This is a genomic window from Salmonella enterica subsp. diarizonae, from assembly GCF_008692785.1.
Taxonomy (GTDB): Bacteria; Pseudomonadota; Gammaproteobacteria; order Enterobacterales; family Enterobacteriaceae; genus Salmonella; species Salmonella diarizonae.
In genome coordinates this window covers 220961-243677 of sequence record NZ_VXJV01000007.1, presented here as the reverse complement: position 1 = coordinate 243677, position 22717 = coordinate 220961, and the positions used below count along the sequence as shown (strand labels likewise).

Genomic DNA, 22717 nt, shown 5'->3' with positions numbered 1-22717 from the left:
ATAAAAAAGAGATTAACGAGCCGGGTGATGGACCGCGTTAAAACCAAGCTTTTGCAATAAAGCGGCGGCGCTGGCGTCATCACACATGACATACAACGACGACCATTCGCGGCGCTCAAGGTAGTTTTTACGCAGCTTATCGAACTCGCCCGGTATTCCGGCGACCTTACGCAGCGGCGCATCATCGCGGCGCACATCATACACCAAATGCGCCAGTTTTTTCAGCGTCGGTTGATCCAGCGGACCGTGAAGCGTAATACGCCCAAACTCAGGCGCAGGCAGTAATGTCTCCAGCGCGACATGCTGCTCGCGACCGATAAATGCGCTGTACGCCTCAAAGACCTGGGTGGTGCCGCGCGCTTTGCCTTCCAGCGTATAGCCGGCTATATGCGACGTGCCGATATCCACGGCTTCCAGTAGCGCGACGTTAAGATCCGGTTCACCTTCCCACACATCAAGCACCACACTGAGCGGCTGCCCGACATTGAGTCTTGCCAGTAGCGCGGCGTTATCCACCACCGGGCCGCGGCAGGCGTTAATGAGAATAGCGCCGGGTTTCAGTCGGCGGATCAACGCCTCATCGGCCAGATGCAGCGTTTTGTACGGACCGTCTTTATAGAGTGGCGTATGGAAAGTCAGGACATCCGCTTCCCGCACCACCTCATCCAGCGTACGAAAATCCCCCTCGTCCCCGCGTGCGGCGCGTGGCGGATCGCACAGCAACGTGCGGATACCCAACGCTTCAAGCCTTGTCTGTAGCCGGCTTCCGACGTTACCCACGCCGACAATCCCTACTGTGCGATCGCGTAATGAAAAGCCGTCACGTTCGGCCAGCATCAACAGCGCTGAAAACACATACTCCACCACCGCGATAGCATTACAGCCGGGCGCGGCTGTAAAACCGATGCCCGCCTGCTTCAGCCATGCCTCATCTACATGATCGGTGCCTGCCGTAGCAGTACCGACGAAGTTAATCGACGTACCACTCAGCAGCGATTCATTCACTTTCGTGACCGAACGCACCATTAACGCATCGGCATGGTTTAATTCTTCAACGGGGATCGGGCGACCCGGCACCGCGTTTACCTCACCCAGGCGGCTAAATAATTCGCGGGCGTAAGGCATATTTTCATCAACGAGAATTTTCACGACTGTCGTACCTGTTTGAGAACGAGAGTTAACCGGACAAGTGTGCCATAATCTGGCCGCCAGGAATATATTGCTCAGATTTATGGTTAAAGGATAATTAATTATGCATCCCATCTCCGGTGCCCCCGCTCAGCCTCCAGGCGAAGGGCAGAGTCCTCTTTCCGCTGCGGGCGAGCAGCCGCTTTCCATGCAACAGCGTACGGTGCTGGAAAGGCTGATAACGCGCCTGATTTCACTGACCCAGCAGCAAAGCGCGGAGGTATGGGCCGGAATGAAACACGATCTGGGGATAAAAAATGACGCGCCGCTACTGTCGCGCCACTTCCCCGCCGCTGAACAGAATCTCACCCAGCGTCTGGGCGTAGCGCAGCAAAATCACGCCAATCGTCAGGTGCTTTCACAGCTAACGGAGCTGCTTGGCGTCGGGAATAATCGTCAGGCCGTCAGCGATTTTATCCGTCAGCAATACGGCCAAACCGCGCTTAGCCAGCTTACGCCCGATCAACTCAAAAACGTGCTGACGCTCCTGCAACAGGGGCAGCTTTCCATTCCGCAGCCGCAGCAACGTCCGGCAACGGATCGGCCATTATTGCCTGCTGAACATAATACGTTGAATCAGTTGGTGACGAAGCTGGCGGCCGCGACCGGCGAGTCAAGTAAACTTATCTGGCAATCGATGCTGGAACTCTCCGGCGTGAAAAGCGGCGAACTCATTCCGGCAAAGCAGTTTACCCATCTGGCGACGTGGCTACAGGCGCGGCAAACGCTGTCGCTACAACACGCGCCTACGCTGCATACGCTTCAGGCAGCGTTAAAACAACCTCTGGAGCCGGACGAGCTCACGGCGATCAAAGAGTATGCGCAGCACACTTATCAAATTCAGCCGCAAACGGTGCTGACAACCGCCCAGGTGCAGGATTTACTTAACCATATTTTCCTGCGTCGCGTAGAGCGGGAGGCTGATGAGCTGGAACCGCTCTCCATTCAACCCATCTACCGCCCGTTCGCGCCGATGATTGAAACCGTGAAAAATCTGTCAGCGCGACCAGGCCTGTTGTTTATTGCGCTGTTGATTGTACTGGCGCTTTTCTGGCTGGTTTCTTAGCCGCGCCGGAACGATAAAATCGTCACCAGAATACCAACCACCGCGGAGATCGCTCCCGCCAGGAATACGGAAGGATAGCCGCATGACGTGGCCAGCACGCCCGCCAGCGGGCCGGTAACGCCGTAGGAGATATCCTGAAACGCGGCGTAGCCGCCGAGCGCCGTACCGCGAACCTGGGAAGGTACGCGTTTCACGACCTCCACGCCCAGCGCCGGGAAAATCAATGAGCACCCAGCCCCGGTGAGCGCCGCGCCTACCAGCGCTATCCAGGCCGTCGGCGCCAGCCACAAGAGCAGCAGTCCTGCCGTCTCAACCAGTAAAGAGACAAGCGCCACGTTAACGCCGCCAAAGCGGTCCGGCATCCAACCGAACAGCACACGCATCAGTACAAACGCACCGCCAAAGGCGGTTAACGTAAACCCTGCCATCGCCCAACCGTTACTGGCGAAGTAAAGTGAAATAAAAGTGCCGATAACGGCAAACCCTACCCCCTGTAACGCCAGGCCAAGCCCCGGTTTCCAGATAAGCCCGACGACGCTCCACAGCGACGGGCGCTCACCCGCATGAGCAGGCACTTTACGCACGGTGCCGTTGAATGCCCACGCCAGTAGCGGCAACGCCATGGTCGTCCCCGCCAAAGCGGCAAAACCGAAATGGCTATGAATCAATAATCCCAGCGGCGCACCGGCAGCCAGCGCGCCGTAAATCGCCATTCCGTTCCATGACATCACTTTCCCGGAACGTGCCGGTCCCACCAGCCCCATCCCCCAGGTTAATGAGCCAGTCAGTAACTGACTCTCACCGAAACCGAGAATTAAGCGCCCGACAATAAGCAGCGTGAATTTTATCGGCGCGGAAACCGGCAACAGCGCGGCCAGCAGCCAGGCGGCGCCCGCCAGCCCGCAGGCAAGCATCCCCTGTAGCGCCGATCGTTTAGCGCCATATTGATCCGCCAGCCGTCCGGCATAGCCGCGCGTCAATACCGTCGCCAAAAACTGAATGCCCACGGCGATCCCAACCATCGTGTTGCTATAACCCAGTTCGTGATGGACAAAAAGCGGAATGACCGGTAACGGCAGGCCGACCGTCATATAGGTCAGAAAAACCGCAAAGGCGATGCGAAACAGCGAAAAATTCGCAGACGGGGTCGTTGTTTTTTGGCTTACTGCTGTCATGCATTACTCCAGAATGCAGAGTAAGGCGGGGAAATGCCACGCCCCCTCTACCTGAGCGTCAGGATTAAGGTGCGTTGGATAACGTTAAACGCTTACGCATTATCAGAAGGATAATGTAGAGCGTGAAGTCTGCCTGTGAGACGCGAAACTTGTCAACCTTGAAATTGCAGCCAGGGTATCAACGTAGCGGCGTATCATCAAACAGAAAGGGAAAGACGGCTTTCATCCCTTTCACCCTAAACCGTCCGGTCACCTGCTTGCGCTGTTCTGGCGTCAGTAACCTGAACATCATCTCCCAGATATCTTTAGGCTCCGCCTCCTGTAAGGAAATGGGCTCTGGCGTCGGTTCCTCTCCGCTGTCGTCCAGATAACGATGAACATAGAGAGGGAGAACAGAGATATGGAACTCCTCGGCCTTTGATTTAACACGCTTACGCCTGACGCCCTCTTTCCCTTCGCTGTACTTATACAAACGTTCGCGAACCGCAGGCTCGCTTCCCGGGAATCCCGGTAAGCCAAGACATTCCTTAACCGTGAACCATTCCTTTGCCATCGGTTTCTTTCCTTTCCCCTGATAAAATAAAAATATTTCTTCTTTTGCGCGAAATTTCGCTTTCTTTCTGGCACTATTCTTAGGGTGAAAAAGAAAGTAACTTTCTTTTTCACACGCTAATTTTCATCTTAAAAATATCGGCGCCGATAACACATCTTCTTAGGATTACAGAATGGAACCAAAAAGCCAAGACTGGCATCGTGCAGATATTAAAAGCGCACTGGAAAAAAGAGGTATTACGCTCAGAGATCTTTCCCGTCAGGCCGGTTTATCACCTGATTCACTGCGCAATGTCTTTACCCGCTCATGGCCGAGAGCCGAACGAATTATTGCGGACGCGCTTGGCGTCACGCCGCAGGAGATCTGGCCGTCGCGCTATGGCGATATGCCGATAAAAAATAATGCTGATACCGCAGAATGATATTTAATGTTGAATGAATTGGTCTTGATTTATCAATCTCACTAATTAATAAATATTTAAATTTATTATATTGAAAATAGTAATAGCACTATCTGTCATGCTTCCCAAATCAAATACTGTTAAAGCATTACGTAATTGCTATTACGTATTTTATTAACAGGAATCATTATGAGCTGGGATAAAAGGATGGCGGTTAATTATGCCAAAGCGCATGCAGGCTCTCATTCTCAAGATCGGTGTGCGGAATTTACCCGAAAGGCAATTCAGGCAGGCGGTATCACGCTGGGGCATACCTATCATGCGAAAGATTATGGCCCAATGTTAAGAAGCGCCGGATTTACCACTATTGGTACCTATGAAACGCCGCGCGAGGGTGATGTCATCATTATTCAACCTTATGCTGGCGGAAACCCGAGCGGTCACATGGCGATATACGATGGTGCAGAGTGGTATTCGGATTTTAAACAACGCGATATGTGGGCCGGCCCGGGCTACCGGGCAGCCAGGCCCTCATATACCATCTACAGGAAGAATTAATGAAAACGTTCTCCCTTGTTGCGCTAATTCTCTTGCTTTGCAGTTGCTCTACGCCTCATCGCGACAGCAAGCAGACCGTGAAGCAGTTCTACACCTCATGGATGACGACATTTACGAACGATCTGGATACCCGTGACGACTCGAACGCCTTAATGCAACATTACGTTGCTAAAGAAGTTATTCATCGCCTGACGCTGATTCAGTCTCTTTATGAGCAGGAGATTGTGGAGGCAGATTATTTTATGTATGCGCAGGACTATGCGCCTGAGTGGATTCCACAGTTACGGGTTGGGCAGCCGCACCCTTTCCTCGGCGGCGAAAAAGTGGATGTTCAGTTGGGTACAGAGTCAACCCCCATCCATCTGGAAGTTTATACCCGTTGGGAGGAGGGACGCTGGAAAATTTACCGCGTTCGGGATGCAGACAATGGCTATGAGCAACCGATTTATGACGCAGGCGTCATTACCCGGGCAGAAGCCTGGTCAGCAAAAATCGCGCCGGCATATAAGAAGCATTAAAAAAGGGAACCGACAGGCTCCCTCGTAGATTAATCAGGTACTTACGCCGCCATCCGGCGATATACAAGCGTTATGCTTTCAGTTTACGCATGACCAGTGTGGCGTTAGTACCGCCGAAACCGAAGCTGTTAGACATGACGGTGGTCAGCTTACGCTCGGTCATTTCGGTCACAATATTCAAACCCGCGGCCTGTTCGTCCATCTCTTCAATGTTGATACTCGGCGCGATAAAACCGTGCTCCAGCATCAGCAGTGAGTAGATAGCTTCTTGCACGCCCGCCGCGCCCAGCGAGTGACCGGTCATCGCTTTAGTCGCGGAGATGGCCGGGCTCTTATTACCAAACACTTCGCGAATAGCGCCCAGTTCTTTCACATCGCCTACCGGCGTGGACGTACCGTGGGAGTTCAGGTAATCGATCGGCGTGTTAACGCCATGCATTGCCATTTGCATACAGCGAACCGCGCCTTCGCCTGACGGGGCAACCATATCGGCGCCATCAGAGGTCGCGCCATAGCCGACGATTTCCGCATAGATATGCGCACCGCGCGCCAGAGCGTGTTCCAGCTCTTCAACAACGACCATACCGCCGCCGCCCGCGATGACAAACCCATCACGGTGCGCGTCATAGGTACGGGACGCTTTTTCAGGCGTATCGTTATATTTGGTGGACAGTGCGCCCATCGCGTCGAACTCACAGGCCATTTCCCAGCATAGCTCTTCGCCGCCGCCAGCAAAAACGATGTCCTGCTTGCCCAGTTGGATCTGCTCAACCGCATTGCCGATACAGTGTGCGGAGGTCGCACAAGCGGAGCTAATGGAGTAGTTCACGCCATAAATTTTAAACGGCGTAGCGAGGCAGGCGGAAACGCCGGATGCCATTGCTTTCGTAACCACATAAGGTCCTACCGCTTTCAGACCACGCTGGCTACGCATGGCGTCCGCGCCAAAGACCTGAAATTTCGGGGAGCCGCCGCCGGAGCCTGCAATCAGGCCGACACGCGGGTTATTCTGATAGACTTCCGGCGCCAGACCGGCGTCGGCCACTGCCTGCTCCATAGACAGATAAGCATAGATGGAGGCGTCGCTCATGAAGCGCACGACTTTGCGGTCAATGAGGCCAGTGGTATCCAGTTTTACGTTGCCCCATACCTGGCTACGCATGCCGGCGTCCTTCAGCTCCTGAGAGAAAGTGATCCCTGAACGTCCTTCACGCAGAGATGCCAGGACTTCCTGCTGGTTATTACCGATGCTGGAAACGATGCCCAGGCCAGTAATCACTGCACGTTTCATTCAATACCTCTGTAATTCGCACTATTTTTAAGTTTCGATTGGCACAATAGCGTACACTTGTACGCCGAACAAGTCCGATCAGCCATTTAGTACGGAAATTTGCGCCGTCAGGCACACATCGTTAAGATCGCGACACCGCCCGTCAGACGAGTAACTTACGTGAAACAATACGCCATACAACCCGCCACACTCGAATTTAACGCTGAGGGTACACCTGTTTCCCGAGATTTTGATGATGTCTATTTTTCTAATGACAATGGACTCGAAGAGACACGCTACGTTTTTCTTGGCGGCAATCGTTTTGCGGAGCGATTTCCCGTACATTCACATCCATTATTTATAGTCGCGGAAAGCGGTTTTGGCACCGGACTCAACTTCCTGACGCTGTGGCAGGCGTTTGACGGCTTTCGTTCTGATCATCCGCAGGCGACGCTGCAAAGGTTACATTTCATCAGCTTTGAGAAATTCCCGTTAACGCGCGACGATCTGGCGCTGGCGCACCAACACTGGCCGGAGCTCGCGCCCTGGGCAGAGCAGCTTCAGGCGCAATGGCCGCTGCCGCTCACGGGATGCCACCGCCTATTGCTGGATCGGGGCCGGGTGACGCTGGATTTGTGGTTTGGCGATATTAATGAATTGACCGACCAACTGGACGCCACGCTAAATCAAACAGTAGACGCCTGGTTCCTCGACGGTTTTGCTCCGGCGAAAAATCCGGATATGTGGACGCCAAACCTGTTTAACGCGATGGCGCGGCTGGCGCGGCCCGGCGCAACGCTGGCGACATTTACCTCGGCAGGTTTCGTCCGTCGGGGATTACAGGAAGCCGGTTTTACCATGCAAAAACGCAAAGGCTTCGGACGTAAACGCGAGATGCTTTGCGGAGTGATGGAACAACACCTCATGCCAACCCTTTCCGCTCCCTGGTTTTACCGCAGCGGAAGTGAAAAACGTGAAACGGCGATCATTGGCGGCGGCATCGCCAGTGCGCTGTTATCACTGGCGTTACTGCGTCGCGGCTGGCAGGTTACACTCTATTGCGCGGACGACCAACCCGCCCAGGGCGCTTCCGGTAATCGACAGGGCGCGCTTTATCCGCTCCTTAGTAAACATGACGCCGCCATTAATCGCTTTTTCCCGACCGCATTCACCTTTGCGCGTCGCCTGTATGACGCCCTGCCCGCCTCTTTTGATCATGACTGGTGCGGCGTGACGCAGCTCGGATGGAATGAGAAAAGCCAGCAAAAAATTGCCCAGATGCTGTCCCTGGCGCTCCCCGCCGGACTGGCCTCGGCGCTTAATGCCGAAGAGGCGGAACAGGCGGTTGGCGTCACGACACGCTGCGGGGGGATTACCTATCCGGCAGGCGGCTGGCTGTGCCCGGAACAATTAACCCGCGCAGTCATCGCACTGGCGACCGAACAGGGTTTACAAACGCGCTTTCGCCATACGCTCACGTCGCTCGTTGCGCAGGAGTCGCTCTGGCAACTGCGCTTTACGTCAGGTGAAACCGCCAGCCATGAGACCGTCGTCCTGGCGAACGGCCATCAGATTAACCGTTTTGATCAGACCCAGCCGCTGCCGGTTTATGCCGTCGGGGGGCAGGTCAGTCATATTCCCACTACCCCCGCCCTCTCCGCGTTGCGTCAGGTGTTATGTTACGACGGCTATCTGACGCCGCAGAACCCGCATAATCGGCAGCACTGTATTGGCGCCAGCTATCGCCGGGGCGACGAAAGCACCGTCTGGCGCAAAGAAGATCAGCGTCAGAACCGACAGCGTCTGCTTGACTGTTTTCCGAATGCGGACTGGGCCACAGAGGTTGACGTCAGCGGCAACAGCGCTCGTTGTGGCGTGCGTTGCGCCACCCGCGACCATCTGCCTATGGTGGGCAATGTCCCGGATTACCACGCTACGCTGACGCGCTATGCCGATCTAGCCGATAATAAAACGTCGGCGGCGCCTGCGCCTGTATATCCGGGGTTATTTATGCTCGGGGCGCTGGGATCGCGCGGTTTGTGCTCAGCGCCATTATGCGCAGAAATTCTGGCGGCGCAGATGAGTAACGAACCTATTCCACTGGATTCCAGTACACTGGCAGCGTTAAATCCGAATCGGTTATGGGTGAGAAAGTTATTGAAGGGAAAAGCGGTGAAGTAATGGGACAATAGCGGAAGGCGGCGAGCGTCGCCTTCCGGCCCACGGCGTTATTGTTTTGCCTTGTCGAACAAATTGTCCCACATCGCTTTGACTAACGCCTGATCGCGCGGCGACAGTTCGCCGGCGCCGATCGCTTTTTCCAGACTTTGGCTAACGTTGGCATAGACCGCCTCGACAGAGTGGTCATCACCGCTCTCCAGCTCGGCAATGGCTAACGTCAGGTGGCCACGCAGGTATCCACTGGCAAAAAGCTCATCGTCGCTGGCGTGCTCTACCATATCGTCAATTAATGCCAGAATGCGTGATTCAAACTCCGCGATCATCTTCTTTCCTCATTGTAAACGTGGCGCTGGCTTTAGTTGAGCGCTTCCGGCCACGGGAACTGTTCCGCCTTAAGTTCGGGCGTGTGATAATAATTCTGTAGCGCTTTGATAAAGCGGGCCGGACGTTCAGGAATGCCCTGCTCCAGATACGCTATTACTTGCGCATGAACCCGGCGCTGAAACGCCACGCGATCCGGCTCAATGTCGCCTTCCAGATTGTCGCAACTGACGTTAAAGGGATACCCCGCGGCCACGCAAAACAACCAGTCGAAAGCCTGTGGCTTTACCTCAACGTCTTCAAATTGACTTTGGGTCTGCGCGTCGCGTCCATCCGGGCAGTACCAGTAACCAAAGTCGACCAGTTCGCGGCGCGCCTTACCGGCGATGCACCAGTGTGAAATCTCATGCAGCGCGCTAGCGTAAAACCCATGCGCAAAGACGATGCGGTGGTACGGTACCTGCGCGTCAGCAGGAAGATAGATCGGCTCGTCGTCGCCTTTAATCAGACGGGTATTAAACTCTTCGGCAAAGCAGCCGTTAAAAATCTCAATTAACTGTTCGTAATGATGCGTACTGTTCATTAATTCATCCCCAACCAGTGGAGGATCTCCTGTCCGTGGCTATCATAAAGTAACTTGGCGCTCATCACCGCCGAGACAATAACGATCATCGGTCTGATAAGTTTTTGGCCTTTACTCAACACCAGACGCGACCCCATTCGCGCCCCTAAAAACTGACCAACCAGCATCACAAAGCCCGTCGCCCAGATCACTTTGCCGCCGATGATAAATAACAGCAGGCCGCCAACGTTGGAGGTAGCGTTAAGCACTTTGGCATGCGCTGTGGATTTCGCCAGGTTGTAGCCACATAAGGTGACAAACGCCAGAGCGTAAAACGACCCGGCGGCAGGCCCGAAAAAGCCATCGTAAAACCCGACGCATCCCCCGGCTATCAACGCGAACGGTAATCCATACAGGCGGCGCTGGCGATCTTCCTCGCCCAGCTTCGGCATCAATAAAAAATAGAGGCCGATGAAAATCACCAGGATGGGCAAGATCTGGCGCAAAATATCCGCCTGCACGTGCTGCACCAGCAGAGCGCCGCTCATAGAGCCAATGAACGTCATCAGAATATTGAGCTTTTGCTCGGCCAGGTTTACCACTTTACGGCGAATAAAATAGAGCGAAGATGAGAGGGAGCCGCCGCACGCCTGTAATTTATTAGTCGCCAGCGCGTTTGCCGGCGACATCCCGGCGGCCATCAGCGCAGGAATAGTGAGCAGCCCTCCGCCCCCGGCAATAGAGTCGATAAATCCCGCCAGTACGGCGACAAAAAACAGCACCACCAGCAGCAGCGGGGAGACCATAAACAGATCATAAAAATTGTCCATCAGAGTACATGCTCATCCAGTAGCGCCTGGCAGGAAGGCGGCAACGGCGGCGGTGTCTTCTTCTCAGGCTTTGTGGTGCCAGGTTTTGGCGGTTCGAACCAGCTTTGCAGTTCAGCGCCGCATCCATCGCCCGGCGGGGGTAACGGTTGATCTTCGCACTCCAGGCTGTCGGCAGGGCAGCGTAAACGCACGTGCATATGCGCGCGATGCTGGAACCAGGGGCGCACTTTACGTAGCCAGTCACGATCGCTTCCGGCATCGAGACAAAGCTGTTGTTTAATAGCCGGATTGACGAAAATACGGGTGACGTCATTGTCTTGTGCCGCCAATTTGATCAGACTGGCGATATCCGACGACCAGCGCGACGGCACGACATGTTTACCGTCGCGGGACACCAGATCCAACGCCTGCGGGCGCAATAGCTGCGCCTGGCTCCAGCGCGTTTTCGGCAACTGCAAGAAAATATCCACATCAAGCCCGGTCTGATGACTGGCGTGTCCGCCGTTAAAGCGGCCCCCGGCAGGCATCCCCATGTCGCCTATCAGGACGGTTCCAAGCCCCCGTTGATGCGCCTGATGACTCAACCGCTGGATAAACATGACCAGATCCGGGTGGCCGAAATAACGGCGCTGATCGGTGCGCATCACCTGATAATTGTCGGACTGTACCGGCAATGTGTCGGCACCGATGATGCATCCGTTGGCAAAACTACCAACAGACTGCGCGGAGCCGGGGACAGGATGGGTTATTTTCTGCCACGGCGTCGCTGCCAGGCTGGCGCTACTGACAAACCATGCCAGCAACGCAATCGCGGTTTTTTTCATTTCTTACCAGCGTGGAATCTCTGACTTTACGTCCGCATTCTGTGCCCGATGACGTAGCAGGTGATCCATCAGCACGATCGCCAGCATGGCTTCTGCGATCGGCACTGCACGAATCCCCACACACGGATCGTGACGTCCTTTGGTGATCATCTCCACTTCTTCACCCATCCGGTTAATCGTACGTCCCGGCACGGTAATGCTGGACGTAGGTTTCAGCGCCATATGCGCCACAATGTGTTGCCCGCTACTGATACCACCGAGGATGCCGCCCGCGTGGTTGCTCTGAAAACCCTGTGCCGTGATTTCATCGCGATTCTGGCTGCCGCGCAGCGCCACCACGTTAAATCCTTCGCCGATCTCCACGCCTTTCACCGCATTGATGCTCATCAGCGCATGGGCGATGTCCGCGTCCAGTCGGTCAAATACTGGTTCGCCAAGACCTGCCGGCACGCCGCTTGCCATCACCGTCACTTTCGCACCGATGGAGTCACCCTCTTTTTTCAGCGCGCGCATCAGTTCGTCCAGCGCGTCAAGTTTGTCCGCATCGGGGCAAAAGAACGGATTAAGTTCAACCTGACGCCAGTCTTTAATCTCCAGCGGAATGTCGCCCATCTGGGTCAGGCAGCCACGGATTTCGATACCGAACTTTTTCGCCAGGTATTTCTTGGCGATCGCCCCTGCCGCTACGCGCATCGCGGTTTCACGCGCGGAAGAACGTCCACCGCCACGGTAATCGCGCAGGCCGTATTTCTGCTCATAGGTGTAATCCGCGTGTCCCGGACGAAAAACATCCTTAATCGCGCTGTAATCCTGCGAGCGCTGATCGGTATTTTCAATCAGCAGGCCAATGCTGGTGCCGGTCGTCACGCCGTCAAACACGCCGGAGAGAATTTTTACCTGGTCCGGTTCGCGGCGCTGAGTAGTATAGCGCGAGGTGCCGGGGCGGCGTCTGTCGAGATCGTGCTGCAGATCGGCCTCCGTCAACGGGATGCCAGGCGGCACGCCATCGACGATACACCCAAGCGCCAGCCCGTGCGATTCGCCGAAAGTGGTTACGCGAAAGAGTTGTCCAATTGTGTTTCCTGCCATCACGACTCCGTTATCGTTGTTGTCATTTGCGTGTTTTAATCTTTATAAATGCTGAAATGTTCACGGGCCGCGAGCAACTGCGCTTTGGTCAACATAAAGACGCCATCGCCGCCGTTGTCAAACTCCAGCCAGGTGAACGGCACATCCGGGTATTGCTCCATCAGATGTACCATGCTGTTTCCGACTTCACAAATCAGAACGCCGTCATCGGACAGATAATCCGGCGCGTTCCCCAGGATACGGCGGGTCAATTTGAGGCCGTCAGTGCCAGACGCCAGCCCCAACTCAGGTTCGTGGCGATATTCGTTCGGCAGATCGGACATATCTTCCGCATCGACATAGGGCGGGTTAGTGACAATCAGATCGTACTGAACTTTCGGCAGATCGCGGAACAGATCGGAACGGATTGGCGTCACGTGATGGATAAGACCGTGTTCTTCAATGTTATGCTCGGCGACAGCCAGCGCATCCGGCGAAATATCGACCGCATCAACCTCCGCTTCCGGGAAAGCGTAAGCACAGGCGATGGCGATACAGCCGCTACCGGTACACATATCCAGAATATATTTCGGCTGTTGGCTAATAAGGCCGGCAAAGTGGTTATTAATCAGCTCGCCAATGGGCGAACGCGGCACCAGCACGCGCTCATCGACATAAAATTCGTGGCCGCAGAACCAGGCTTTATTGGTCAGATAGGCTACCGGGATACGCTCGTTAACGCGACGAATCACCCGCTCGACAATGCGGTGTTTTTCGCTGGACGTCAGCCGCGCGGTCCGCATATCTTCCGGAATATCCAGCGGCAGATAAAGAGACGGCAACACCAGTTGCACCGCTTCATCCCACGGGTTATCGGTGCCGTGTCCATACCAGATATTCGCCGCGCTAAAACGGCTTACCGCCCAGCGCAACATGTCCTGAATAGTATGCAGTTCACTCACTGCTTCATCGACGAAAATTTTATCCACGTATTCCTCCAGGGCATGCTCGCATTAAATTCGGCGGCTAGTTTGCCACGAAGACAGGGATAAATCAGCATTGACGCGGCGGGAGAATACGAAAAATCCGTTTTGACCGTTCGGATATCCTCCGGGTCGGGTAAACTAAGGCAAAAGATCAGACGAGGCCCACGAATGAAAAAGAAAGCATCGCTCAGCGAGGAGGACCAGGCGCTGTTCCGTCAGCTGATGGTCGGCACCCGACAGATTAAACAGGATACTATCGTCCATCGGCCACTACGCAAAAAAATCACGGAAGTCCCTACCCGAAGGTTAATTCAGGAACAGGCGGACGCCAGCCACTATTTTTCTGATGAGTTCCAGCCGCTGCTCAATACGGAAGGGCCGGTAAAGTATGTCCGTGAAGATGTCAGCCATTTCGAGCTAAAAAAAATGCGCCGCGGCGACTATTCGCCGGAACTGTTTCTGGATTTACACGGTTTAACGCAGCTTCAGGCCAAGCAGGAACTGGGGGCGCTGATTGCCGCCTGCCGCCGGGAACATATTTTTTGCGCCTGCGTCATGCATGGACACGGTAAACATATTCTGAAACAGCAAACGCCATTATGGCTGGCGCAGCATCCGCATGTAATGGCCTTTCATCAGGCGCCGAAAGAGTACGGCGGCGACGCCGCGGTGCTGGTGTTGATTGAAGTGGAAGAGTGGCAACCGCCCGAATTACCCTGATGCGAAATTGCTGGATGGCGGCGCAAGCGCCTTATCCAGCCTACGAACAGTCAGCGCTGTCGTAGGCCTGAGAAGCGAAGCGCCATCAGGCAGCAAAGATTAAATCGCTTTCGCCATTTTCAGATTGCAGGGACTCATTTGCCAGTTGAATGTCCCCTTGCCGCTTTCATCAAGCGTAACGTTGGCAATTGCGGACGTCGTGAACATCGGCGGCGTTTCGCCAGGACAAAGCTCAGATACCAGGTATCCGACCAGAGGTAAGTGAGAGATCACCAGCACCGATCCGATCTCTTCATTGGCCAGCGCCTGAAGGTAGGCGCTGACCAGACCGACATCGCCGCAGGGCGTTAGCTCCGGCAGGACATCCACCTGAGCCGGCAGATTCATACAATCGCCGACCACATCTAACGTTTGTTCGGCCCGAAGAAACGGACTCACCAGAACACGTTCGATATCCACTTTTTGACCTTTCAGCCAGTTCGCCATCAGGCGAGACTCGTCACACCCACAAGAGGTCAAGGGACGAACCGAATCACTGGCGGCATCGAGGGCTGCGTCGCCGTGACGCATGATAAAAACTTGCATATTGCACCGCTTTTGTTAACCAGTTTCACCAGCACGCTTACCACATGCCCCTATTGGCTGTGGCAAAAATGCGGTGGCCGGCATTGTGCCTTATCCATTCACCGAATGAAACGCTGTTTTTTACCTCAATGGCGTAAGTATAGTCAATCCTTGATTATTATTTCGCCAACAAGGAGGCATTCAGTGCGGATTCATATTCTCTTTGACCTCAATTTCCCTGGTCAGTTTCCCCATTCGTCCAGAAATACTCTCTGCGCTCCGCCATGCGCACTAATTGTTCACAAGGCGCGTAACGAGGACCGTAAAGTGCGGCCAGGCGCTGTAATGTCGCCACCATTTCACCCGGCCCGAGAGCATCCATATAGCGGAACGGGCCGCCGAGAAACGGCGGAAAACCGATACCAAACACGGCGCCAATATCGCCATCGCGCGCGCTGCGAATCACTTTTTCGTCGAAACAGCGCGCCGCTTCGTTAAGCATTAACATGACACAGCGCTCTGCCACCTGCTGCGCAGACAGTCGACTCTGCCCTTGCACGCCAATAAGCTTATAAATAGCAGGGTCAACCTGTTTTTTGCTTTTACGCCCTTTTTCGCCATAAAGATAGAAACCGCGACCATTTTTTCTACCTTTGCGATCGTCATTCAAAATTGAAGCAACAACATTTGCAGGCGCGCTAAAACGTTCTCCATACGCCGCCTCAAGCACAGGGATAATTTTAGTACCCGTGTCGATTCCTACCTCATCCAAAAGTTGGATTGGTCCCACCGGAAAACCAAATTTTACCAGGGCAGCATCAATATGTTCGACGCGTTCGCCTTCAGTCAGCATCCGAATCGCCTCATTAATATACGGCGCGAGAATTCGGTTAACATAAAACCCGGCTTTATCGCTGACGACTATCGGGGTTTTACCCTGTTTTTTCGCCAGTTTAACGGTCGTGGCGATGGTCTGCGCGGAAGTAGACGCATGAGGAATAACCTCAACCAGCGGCATTTTTTCGACCGGGCTAAAAAAGTGCAATCCAATCACCAGTTCCGGTCTGGCCGCATTCGCCGCAATATCGCCAATCGGCAGGGAAGAAGTATTGGACGCGAAAATGGTGTGGGCGGCGCAATTTTGCTCCACTTCCGCCACCATCTGTTGTTTTAACGACAGATCTTCAAACACCGCTTCAATGACCAGATCACGATGACTGAAACCACGGTAATCAGTCGAACCTGATATCAACGCCAACTGTTTATCGCGTTCGCTGGCTTTGATATGGCGGCGGCGTACTTTTGTTTCAAGCTGGTCCCAGCTGTACTTCAGAGCATGATTGATTCCCTGAGTATTTATATCCTTAATTCGTACTGGCAAGCCGCCTTTACAGACCGTAGCCCAGGCGATACCGCCGCCCATTAACCCGCCGCCTAAGATGCCCACGCTGTTCAGCGGGCCGGGCGGCGCATCGCTACCGGGATCTTTTTTCACCTCGGTACTGGCAAAGAAAATAGCGCGCAGCGCCTGCGATTGAGGCGTCATCGCCAGCTCGCCGAAAGCGCGCGCTTCCGCGTCATAGCCACTACTGCTGCCCTGCGCCAGCCCGGTTTCAATCACATCAATGATCCGCTCCGTCGCCGGATAATTGCCCTGCGTTTTTTGCGCCGTCTTTTTACGCACCAGGCGAAATAACAGCGCGCGCCCCAGCGGCCCCGCCAGGATACGTTCACGGACCGGTAATGTCCGCTGCGCCAGGCGTTCTTTTTTAGCCAGCTCGACAGCCGCTTCCAGTAAAATAGTTTGCGGCACCACGTCATCAACCAGCCCGGCTTTAAGCGCCTGTCTGGCGCGAAGCTGTTTACCTGTCAGGATCATATCCAGCGCGGTACTGATCCCCACCAGCCGCGGAAGACGCTGCGTTCCGCCCGATCCCGGTAAAAGCCCTAACTGTACCTCCGGCAGTCCGAGAACGGTTTTAACGTCATCGGTACAGATACGCCGATGGCAGGCCAGCGCCATTTCAAGACCGCCGCCCAGGCAGGCGCCATGAATGGCGGCGATGACCGGAACAGGCAGCGCCTGGATCTCCGCCATCAGTTGCTGCCCCTGACGCGCCAACGTTTCCGCTTCCTGCGCGTTTTGGCAGTGGCCTATCATGTTGATATCAGCGCCAGCAATAAAGTTATCTGCTTTGGCTGAGATAAAAACAACGCCCTGCAACGCTTTATTTTCCCGGATCTGATTCAGGATGGCGCGTACCTGCGCGGCAAACTCCGCTTTCAGGGTGTTCACCTTTTCACCAGGGACATCAATAGCGACAACCGCGACATTATCCAGACGCACGTTAAGCATAAAAGCTGATGTGGTAGCCATTATTCCGCCTCCAGAACCATAGCCGCGCCAAGGCCGCCAGCCGCGCAGGCCGTGACCAGGCCAAAACCTCCGCCCCGACGCCGTAATTCATGCAACGTTTGGGTTATCATCCGCGCGCCCGTTGCGGCAAAAGGATGCCCGTAGGCGATTGAGCCGCCGAGCACGTTGAATTTATCGTCATCCACCTCCCCTGTCGCCTGCGCACGACCAAGCACCTCACGGGCAAATCGTTCGCTGCCCAGCAGTTGTAAATTCGCCAGAGTCTGAGCGGCAAACGCTTCATGCATGTCAAAAAGTGTCAGATCGGCCATCGTCAACCCGGCCCGCTCCAGCGCCAGCGGCGTTGACCAGGCCGGCCCCAATAGCATGTCCTGCCAGACATCAATGGCGGTAAACGCGTAGCTGCGCAGATAACCAAGCGGGTGCAGCCCCAGCTCTTTAGCGCGGGATTCGGTCATCAGGATAACGGCGGCAGCGCCGTCGGTCAGCGGCGTACTATTGGCGGCGGTCACGGAGCCATGTTTTCTGTCAAAAGCGGGACGCAGTCTGGCGTAGTCTGCCAGCGTGGAGGTGCCGCGAATGTTGTTGTCTTCTGCAAAGGGGTTTTTATACGGCGGCACATAGGTCGTCATCACTTCTTCCGCCAGTTTACCCTCAGCCCATGCCTGCGCGGCGCGCTGATGTGAACGATGCGCCAGCGCGTCCTGCTGTTCACGCGTAATACCATACGTTTTCGCCATCTGTTCGGCGGTATCGCCCATGCGCAGACCGGTGGAATACTCAGCAACAGCGGGAGGAACGGGCAGCAGGTCGCGTAAGCGCAGACGAGAAAAAAGCGTCAGCCGTTGGCGGGTCGTCCGGGCTTTATTGACATCAACCAGTACCCGCGCCAGGGCTTTACTCACGCCTATTGGCAGTACCGACGACGAATCTGCGCCGCCCGCAATACCCGCGCGTATCGTGCCGGCCATCAGGCTTTCCGCCACATTCGCTACCGCCTGAAAACTGGTGGCGCAGGCGCGGCTTACGCTATAGGCATCGGTATGAACATTCATCCCCGTACCCAGCACAATTTCGCGCGCAATGTTGGGCGCTTCCGGCATTTGTACTACCTGACCAAAAACCAGTTGCTCAATGGCATCGGCAGGGATTTCACTGCGGGCCAGCAGCTCGCCTACCACCATCTTGCCGAGATCAACAGCGGGAATACCATGAAATGCAGTGGCCTGACGAGCAAAGGGGGTTCGCAACCCACTGACAATAGCAATGCGATCGCCCTGACGGGTGACCAACGGTAAAGCCTGACGCATAATACTCCCCTGTAAAAAAATAAATTAGTGGTCTGACCTGATCACAGTCTTAACCAATTTTTTACATTTAGCCAAGCAGAGAGAAAAGAAAGTGGGAGCTATGGCACAGTGAAGGGAAGTGATAAAAAAAGAAAACGCCTCCGCCAGATGATGACGGAGGCGTCGTTAATGAACGGATTAACGCAGGCCGAGCTGGAAGATAAGCGTTTCTGCTTCACAAGCGAAAACAAAATCAATATCCAGCCGAACGCCGTCAGATTCCTCGGTAAAGGTTGGCGTAATTTGGCAAGGCTCAGACTCCACGCTACGCGCTTTTTCGGTTAACGCTGCCAGCGTCTCTTCAGCCTCTGCGCGGGTAGCGAATACGCGGCTGTATGACGCGGTGCAATCGGAGTTATCCATGATGGTTCCAACGTCCATACAGCAGCAAACCGGGGTTTCATCAGCACTGCATTTACTCATTGTAGATTTCCTCTGTATTTGCACCCAGGGTGCCAGATAAACGATGGGGATATTTTACGCTCCCGGCATTCGCCTCTCCAGTCGTTAATGGAGGGAAACGCGTTAAGTGACCGAAATCACACTTAAAAATGATCTAAAACAAAAATCGCGCGATCGGGTGACCGTTAAGCCCGCCGATTTTGCCAACCAGATCTCGTTTCTAAGATCACAATTGAAAAAACTTATAAACATACTTGCAACATTCTAGCTGGTCAGACCTATACTCTCGCCACTGGTCTGATTTCTAAGTCGTACCGCAGACCCTACACTTCGCGCTCCTGTTACAGCATGTAACATAGTTTGTATAAAAATAATCAATGAGGTTATGGTCATGAGCCAGAAAACCCTGTTTACAAAGTCTGCTATCGCAGTCGCAGTGGCAATCATCTCCACCCAGGCCTGGTCTGCAGGCTTTCAGTTAAACGAATTTTCTTCCTCTGGCCTTGGCCGGGCCTATTCGGGAGAAGGCGCAATCGCAGATGATGCGGGTAACGTTAGCCGCAATCCGGCGTTAATTACCATGTTTGACCGCCCAACATTTTCAGCGGGCGCGGTTTATATTGATCCCGATGTTAATATTAGCGGGACGTCACCATCTCGTCGGACGTTAGATGCAGATAACATCGCGCCGACGGCTTGGGTGCCAAATGTCCATTTTGTCGCCCCGATTAACGATCAGTTTGGCTGGGGGGCTTCTATTACCTCTAACTATGGTCTGGCGACAGAGTTTAACGATACATATGCCGGCGGCTCGGTTGGCGGTACGACAGATCTTCAAACCATGAACCTGAATTTAAGCGGCGCTTATCGCTTAAATGAGGCCTGGAGCTTCGGTCTCGGTTTTGATGCGGTATACGCGCGCGCGAAAATCGAACGTTATGCAGGCGATTTAGGCCAGTTGGTCGCGGCGCAGAATCCGGCGCTGGCGCCGGTCGCAAGTCAGATTACCAGCGACACCAAGATTGCCCACCTGAACGGTAATCAGTGGGGCTTTGGCTGGAATGCCGGTATCCTTTATGAACTGGATAAAAATAACCGCTACGCTCTGACCTACCGCTCGGAAGTCAAAATTGACTTTAAAGGCAACTACAGCAGCGATCTTCCCATTGGTATTAACCGATATAACCTGCCCATCCCAACGGCAACCGGCGGCGCGACGCAGTCAGGCTACCTGACGCTCAATCTACCGGAAATGTGGGAAGTCTCCGGTTATAACCGCGTGGCGCCGCAATGGGCGATTCACTACAGCCTCGCCTATACCAGCTGGAGTCAGTTCCAGGAACTGAAGGCCAAGTCAACCAGCGGCCAGACGTTATTCGAGAAGCATGAAGGCTTCAAGGATGCTTACCGTATCGCTTTGGGCACCACCTATTACTACGACGACAACTGGACGTTCCGTACCGGTATCGCCTTCGATGACAGCCCGGTACCAGCGCAAAACCGTTCTATCTCTATTCCGGACCAGGACCGTTTCTGGCTGAGCGCCGGTACGACTTACGCCTTTAATAAAGATGCGTCTGTCGACGTTGGCGTCTCTTATATGCATGGTCAGAGTGTGAAAATTAATGAAGGCCCTTATCAGTTTGAATCTGAAGGGAAAGCCTGGCTATTCGGTACTAACTTTAACTACGCGTTCTAATCTCTTCCTGAAACGGATCAAAAAGGTGAGCATTGCGCTCACCTTTTTATTTGCAGCCGTTTATTCCGAGTCGATCTCTTTGAGTTCGTCCTGAATCGCCTGCGCGTTCGGGTTTTCCTGCGGCTTGAGTTTCCCGCCATTGGCGATAAAGTCATGACGCTGGAAGTACGCCTCGCGCACCATAATATAAGGATCGGAAGACTGGCGCAGCAAACCATCGGAATCCAGCAACTGCGCGCGGGTTTCTATCCCTTCGATAGTCCATTTTCCTATGGACATTGGCCAGGTCAACCACGAGAGCACCGGATACAAGGTATCCGCCATATCCCCGCCATCTTCACGCAGCGTAAAGCTACCGTAGAACGGAAGTTGCACATAAGGCCCATACCCCACGCCATAATGGCCCAGCGTACTGCCAAAACGATGCGGTTCAACGCGCTGCAGTTTAGGATTCGCCATTCCCGCGACGTCAATAAAGCCGCCCATCCCTAATAAGGTGTTCAGGAAGAAACGGGTGAAATGCACCATACCCTGATAAGGATCGCCCTGCAGGAAATAGTTCACCATGATCGCCGGTTCTTCGAGGTTGCCGGTGAAATTACTTAAACCGTTACGCGCAGGCTGTGGAACATAATCACGCCAGGCAACCGCGACCGGCCGAACAACATACGGGTCCAGCACATTAAAGTTGAAGTTGTACATGGTGCGGTTAAACCCTTCAAATGGGTCTGAACGCCCCTGCTGTTCTGTACCGGAACTCGCACACCCGATCAGCAGTGTGGTTCCCAGCGCCAGCGCCGACAGGCGAAGCTTCATAGATGTCTCCCTGTGAATTATGGCTATCGCTGATTGCCATCCATGACGGAACGCTACCGTATCCGCCTGTTTAGGTGTGAGCGATTTTAACAGCACGTCAAACGATGTCTATATGCGCGATCTCATTGCTCTGAGCATAGCCTGGTAACGTCAACAACGTGACGGTCCCATTCTAACGAAACAGATAAAAACGGGCGTGATCATTTTTATTTTTTCGGAGAATGTCCCGGCTTGGGTAAATGAAAAACCGCTACGCTTTATTAATACGTGTTAATCATCAGGGATCATCATGGATAGCCTTAACGACGATAAAATTAACCAGCACAGCAGTGATTTGGAAGTTGAAAGCGAAGAAAAACAAAGCGGTAAAGAGATTGAAGTGGATGAAGATCGTCTTCCTTCCCGCGCCATGGCGATTCATGAACATATTCGCCAGGATGGTGAAAAAGAGATGGAACGAGATGCGATGGCTTTGCTGTGGTCAGCCATTGCCGCAGGACTTTCTATGGGGGCATCACTACTGGCGAAAGGAATTTTCCACGTGCAGCTTGAAGGCGTTCCCGGCGGTTTTTTACTGGAAAATCTCGGCTACACTTTTGGTTTTATCATTGTCATCATGGCCCGCCAGCAATTATTCACTGAAAATACCGTTACCGCCGTATTGCCGGTAATGCAAAATCCCACCCTGAGTAACGTTGGCCTGCTGATGCGCTTATGGGGCGTAGTCTTATTGGGCAACCTTATAGGCACCGGGGTTGCGGCGTGGGCTTTTGAATATATGCCTATATTTGATGAAGAGACCCGCGACGCCTTTGTCAAAATTGGAATGGAGGTCATGAAAAATAGCCCAACGGAGATGTTTGCCAACGCAATTATCTCTGGCTGGATCATCGCCACAATGGTATGGATGTTTCCTGCTGCAGGCGGGGCAAAGATTGTGGTCATTATTTTGATGACCTGGCTTATCGCGCTGGGCGATACCACCCATATTGTCGTCGGTTCCGTTGAAATTTTGTATTTAGTTTTCAACGGCACGCTGCCCTGGAGCGACTTTCTCTGGCCCTTCGCCCTCCCCACACTTGCCGGAAATATCTGCGGTGGCACCTTTATTTTCGCATTGATGAGCCACGCGCAGATTCGCAACGATATGAGCAATAAGCGTAAGGAAGAAGCGAGGCTGCGCGGTGAACGCCTGGAGCGGGAGCGGAAAAAAGCGGAAAAATAGCGCTGAGTGGCGACGGTTTAACCAGTCAGGCGGCGCTACACTTACTCCGGCGAATAAAAAACGCT

At 54.0% G+C, this 22717-nt stretch carries 23 protein-coding genes; 8 read left to right on the top strand and 15 right to left on the bottom strand.

Annotation, left to right across the window (positions count from 1 at the left end; all coding sequences use genetic code 11):
• Positions 1 to 12: 12 nt before the first annotated feature.
• Positions 13 to 1149 (bottom strand): 4-phosphoerythronate dehydrogenase PdxB, encoded by a 1137-nt coding sequence (gene pdxB / locus F4V72_RS16210; RefSeq protein ID WP_136058164.1) that lies wholly within the window; start codon positions 1147 to 1149, stop codon positions 13 to 15.
• A 103-nt stretch (positions 1150 to 1252) separates the two neighbouring features.
• On the opposite strand from pdxB, the gene flk reads away from it, so the two are divergent.
• Positions 1253 to 2254 carry a flagella biosynthesis regulator Flk gene (gene flk, locus F4V72_RS16205; protein ID WP_023247479.1) on the top strand — a complete coding sequence of 334 codons (1002 nt, stop codon included), beginning with the start codon at positions 1253 to 1255 and terminating at the stop codon, positions 2252 to 2254.
• Here the strand turns inward: flk and F4V72_RS16200 are convergent.
• A complete protein-coding gene (locus F4V72_RS16200; RefSeq protein WP_053530032.1) occupies positions 2251 to 3429 on the bottom strand; it encodes an MFS transporter in 1179 nt (392 codons plus the stop codon). The two genes, flk and F4V72_RS16200, sit on opposite strands and share 4 nt — an antisense overlap.
• A gap of 178 nt (positions 3430 to 3607) precedes the next feature.
• Positions 3608 to 3982: a hypothetical protein gene (locus tag F4V72_RS16195; RefSeq protein WP_053530031.1), complete on the bottom strand. Its 375-nt coding sequence runs from the start codon at positions 3980 to 3982 to the stop codon at positions 3608 to 3610.
• Positions 3983 to 4154: 172 nt separating this feature from the next.
• On the opposite strand from F4V72_RS16195, the gene F4V72_RS16190 reads away from it, so the two are divergent.
• The 3 genes from F4V72_RS16190 to F4V72_RS16180 all read left to right on the top strand — a co-directional run bounded on the left by F4V72_RS16190 (position 4155) and on the right by F4V72_RS16180 (position 5458).
• On the top strand, positions 4155 to 4403 hold the full coding sequence (locus tag F4V72_RS16190) for a helix-turn-helix domain-containing protein (protein ID WP_023247476.1): 249 nt from the start codon (positions 4155 to 4157) through the stop codon (positions 4401 to 4403).
• 168 nt (positions 4404 to 4571) lie between these two features.
• Positions 4572 to 4940, top strand: coding sequence for an NlpC/P60 family protein (locus F4V72_RS16185; protein ID WP_136058163.1), 369 nt, complete (start codon positions 4572 to 4574; stop codon positions 4938 to 4940).
• Positions 4940 to 5458, top strand: coding sequence for a YbjP/YqhG family protein (locus F4V72_RS16180; RefSeq protein WP_079836719.1), 519 nt, complete (start codon positions 4940 to 4942; stop codon positions 5456 to 5458). The genes F4V72_RS16185 and F4V72_RS16180 overlap by 1 nt, the downstream gene beginning before the upstream one ends.
• A gap of 70 nt (positions 5459 to 5528) precedes the next feature.
• Here the strand turns inward: F4V72_RS16180 and fabB are convergent, their stop codons facing one another.
• Entirely contained in the window at positions 5529 to 6749 is a 1221-nt protein-coding gene (gene fabB / locus F4V72_RS16175) for a beta-ketoacyl-ACP synthase I (protein WP_023247473.1), read from the bottom strand.
• Between the two features lie 159 nt (positions 6750 to 6908).
• On the opposite strand from fabB, the gene mnmC reads away from it, so the two are divergent.
• Complete coding sequence (gene mnmC / locus F4V72_RS16170; RefSeq protein ID WP_170245766.1) at positions 6909 to 8909, top strand: bifunctional tRNA (5-methylaminomethyl-2-thiouridine)(34)-methyltransferase MnmD/FAD-dependent 5-carboxymethylaminomethyl-2-thiouridine(34) oxidoreductase MnmC; 2001 nt, start codon at positions 6909 to 6911, stop codon at positions 8907 to 8909.
• Positions 8910 to 8956: 47 nt separating this feature from the next.
• Here mnmC and F4V72_RS16165 read toward each other — a convergent pair whose 3' ends face one another.
• From F4V72_RS16165 to prmB, 6 genes are read right to left on the bottom strand one after another with little or no spacing between them, the layout of a single operon-like run.
• Positions 8957 to 9232 (bottom strand): YfcL family protein, encoded by a 276-nt coding sequence (locus F4V72_RS16165; protein WP_000559749.1) that lies wholly within the window; start codon positions 9230 to 9232, stop codon positions 8957 to 8959.
• Between the two features lie 32 nt (positions 9233 to 9264).
• Positions 9265 to 9813, bottom strand: coding sequence for an elongation factor P hydroxylase (locus F4V72_RS16160; protein WP_023248529.1), 549 nt, complete (start codon positions 9811 to 9813; stop codon positions 9265 to 9267).
• Entirely contained in the window at positions 9813 to 10622 is an 810-nt protein-coding gene (locus F4V72_RS16155) for a sulfite exporter TauE/SafE family protein (RefSeq protein WP_023247470.1), read from the bottom strand. The genes F4V72_RS16160 and F4V72_RS16155 overlap by 1 nt, the downstream gene beginning before the upstream one ends.
• On the bottom strand, positions 10622 to 11446 hold the full coding sequence (gene mepA, locus F4V72_RS16150) for a penicillin-insensitive murein endopeptidase (protein WP_053530029.1): 825 nt from the start codon (positions 11444 to 11446) through the stop codon (positions 10622 to 10624). Before mepA ends, F4V72_RS16155 begins: the two co-directional genes overlap by 1 nt.
• Positions 11447 to 11449: 3 nt before the next feature.
• The gene (gene aroC / locus F4V72_RS16145) at positions 11450 to 12535 is read right to left on the bottom strand and encodes a chorismate synthase (protein WP_023247468.1); all 1086 of its coding nucleotides are present in this window, start codon (positions 12533 to 12535) and stop codon (positions 11450 to 11452) included.
• Positions 12536 to 12570: 35 nt separating this feature from the next.
• Entirely contained in the window at positions 12571 to 13503 is a 933-nt protein-coding gene (gene prmB / locus F4V72_RS16140; protein WP_023247467.1) for a 50S ribosomal protein L3 N(5)-glutamine methyltransferase, read from the bottom strand.
• Between the two features lie 165 nt (positions 13504 to 13668).
• On the opposite strand from prmB, the gene smrB reads away from it, so the two are divergent.
• Entirely contained in the window at positions 13669 to 14220 is a 552-nt protein-coding gene (gene smrB / locus F4V72_RS16135) for an endonuclease SmrB (RefSeq protein ID WP_053507779.1), read from the top strand.
• Between the two features lie 99 nt (positions 14221 to 14319).
• Here smrB and sixA read toward each other — a convergent pair whose 3' ends face one another.
• The 4 genes from sixA to F4V72_RS16115 form a co-directional block, all read right to left on the bottom strand.
• On the bottom strand, positions 14320 to 14805 hold the full coding sequence (gene sixA / locus F4V72_RS16130) for a phosphohistidine phosphatase SixA (protein ID WP_001195805.1): 486 nt from the start codon (positions 14803 to 14805) through the stop codon (positions 14320 to 14322).
• A gap of 208 nt (positions 14806 to 15013) precedes the next feature.
• Positions 15014 to 17161: a fatty acid oxidation complex subunit alpha FadJ gene (gene fadJ, locus F4V72_RS16125; protein ID WP_121768247.1), complete on the bottom strand. Its 2148-nt coding sequence runs from the start codon at positions 17159 to 17161 to the stop codon at positions 15014 to 15016.
• Positions 17161 to 18471 carry an acetyl-CoA C-acyltransferase FadI gene (fadI, locus tag F4V72_RS16120; protein ID WP_053507781.1) on the bottom strand — a complete coding sequence of 437 codons (1311 nt, stop codon included), beginning with the start codon at positions 18469 to 18471 and terminating at the stop codon, positions 17161 to 17163. The genes fadJ and fadI overlap by 1 nt, the downstream gene beginning before the upstream one ends.
• Positions 18472 to 18648: 177 nt before the next feature.
• Positions 18649 to 18933 (bottom strand): YfcZ/YiiS family protein, encoded by a 285-nt coding sequence (locus F4V72_RS16115; protein WP_000030903.1) that lies wholly within the window; start codon positions 18931 to 18933, stop codon positions 18649 to 18651.
• A 370-nt stretch (positions 18934 to 19303) separates the two neighbouring features.
• On the opposite strand from F4V72_RS16115, the gene fadL reads away from it, so the two are divergent.
• Entirely contained in the window at positions 19304 to 20611 is a 1308-nt protein-coding gene (gene fadL / locus F4V72_RS16110; protein ID WP_023247464.1) for a long-chain fatty acid transporter FadL, read from the top strand.
• Between the two features lie 60 nt (positions 20612 to 20671).
• On the opposite strand, the gene mlaA is transcribed toward fadL, so the two are convergent.
• Positions 20672 to 21427, bottom strand: coding sequence for a phospholipid-binding lipoprotein MlaA (gene mlaA / locus F4V72_RS16105; protein ID WP_023247463.1), 756 nt, complete (start codon positions 21425 to 21427; stop codon positions 20672 to 20674).
• A gap of 289 nt (positions 21428 to 21716) precedes the next feature.
• Between mlaA and F4V72_RS16100 the strand changes: the two genes are divergently transcribed.
• A complete protein-coding gene (locus F4V72_RS16100) occupies positions 21717 to 22652 on the top strand; it encodes a formate/nitrite transporter family protein (protein ID WP_023247462.1) in 936 nt (311 codons plus the stop codon).
• Positions 22653 to 22717: the final 65 nt, after the last annotated feature.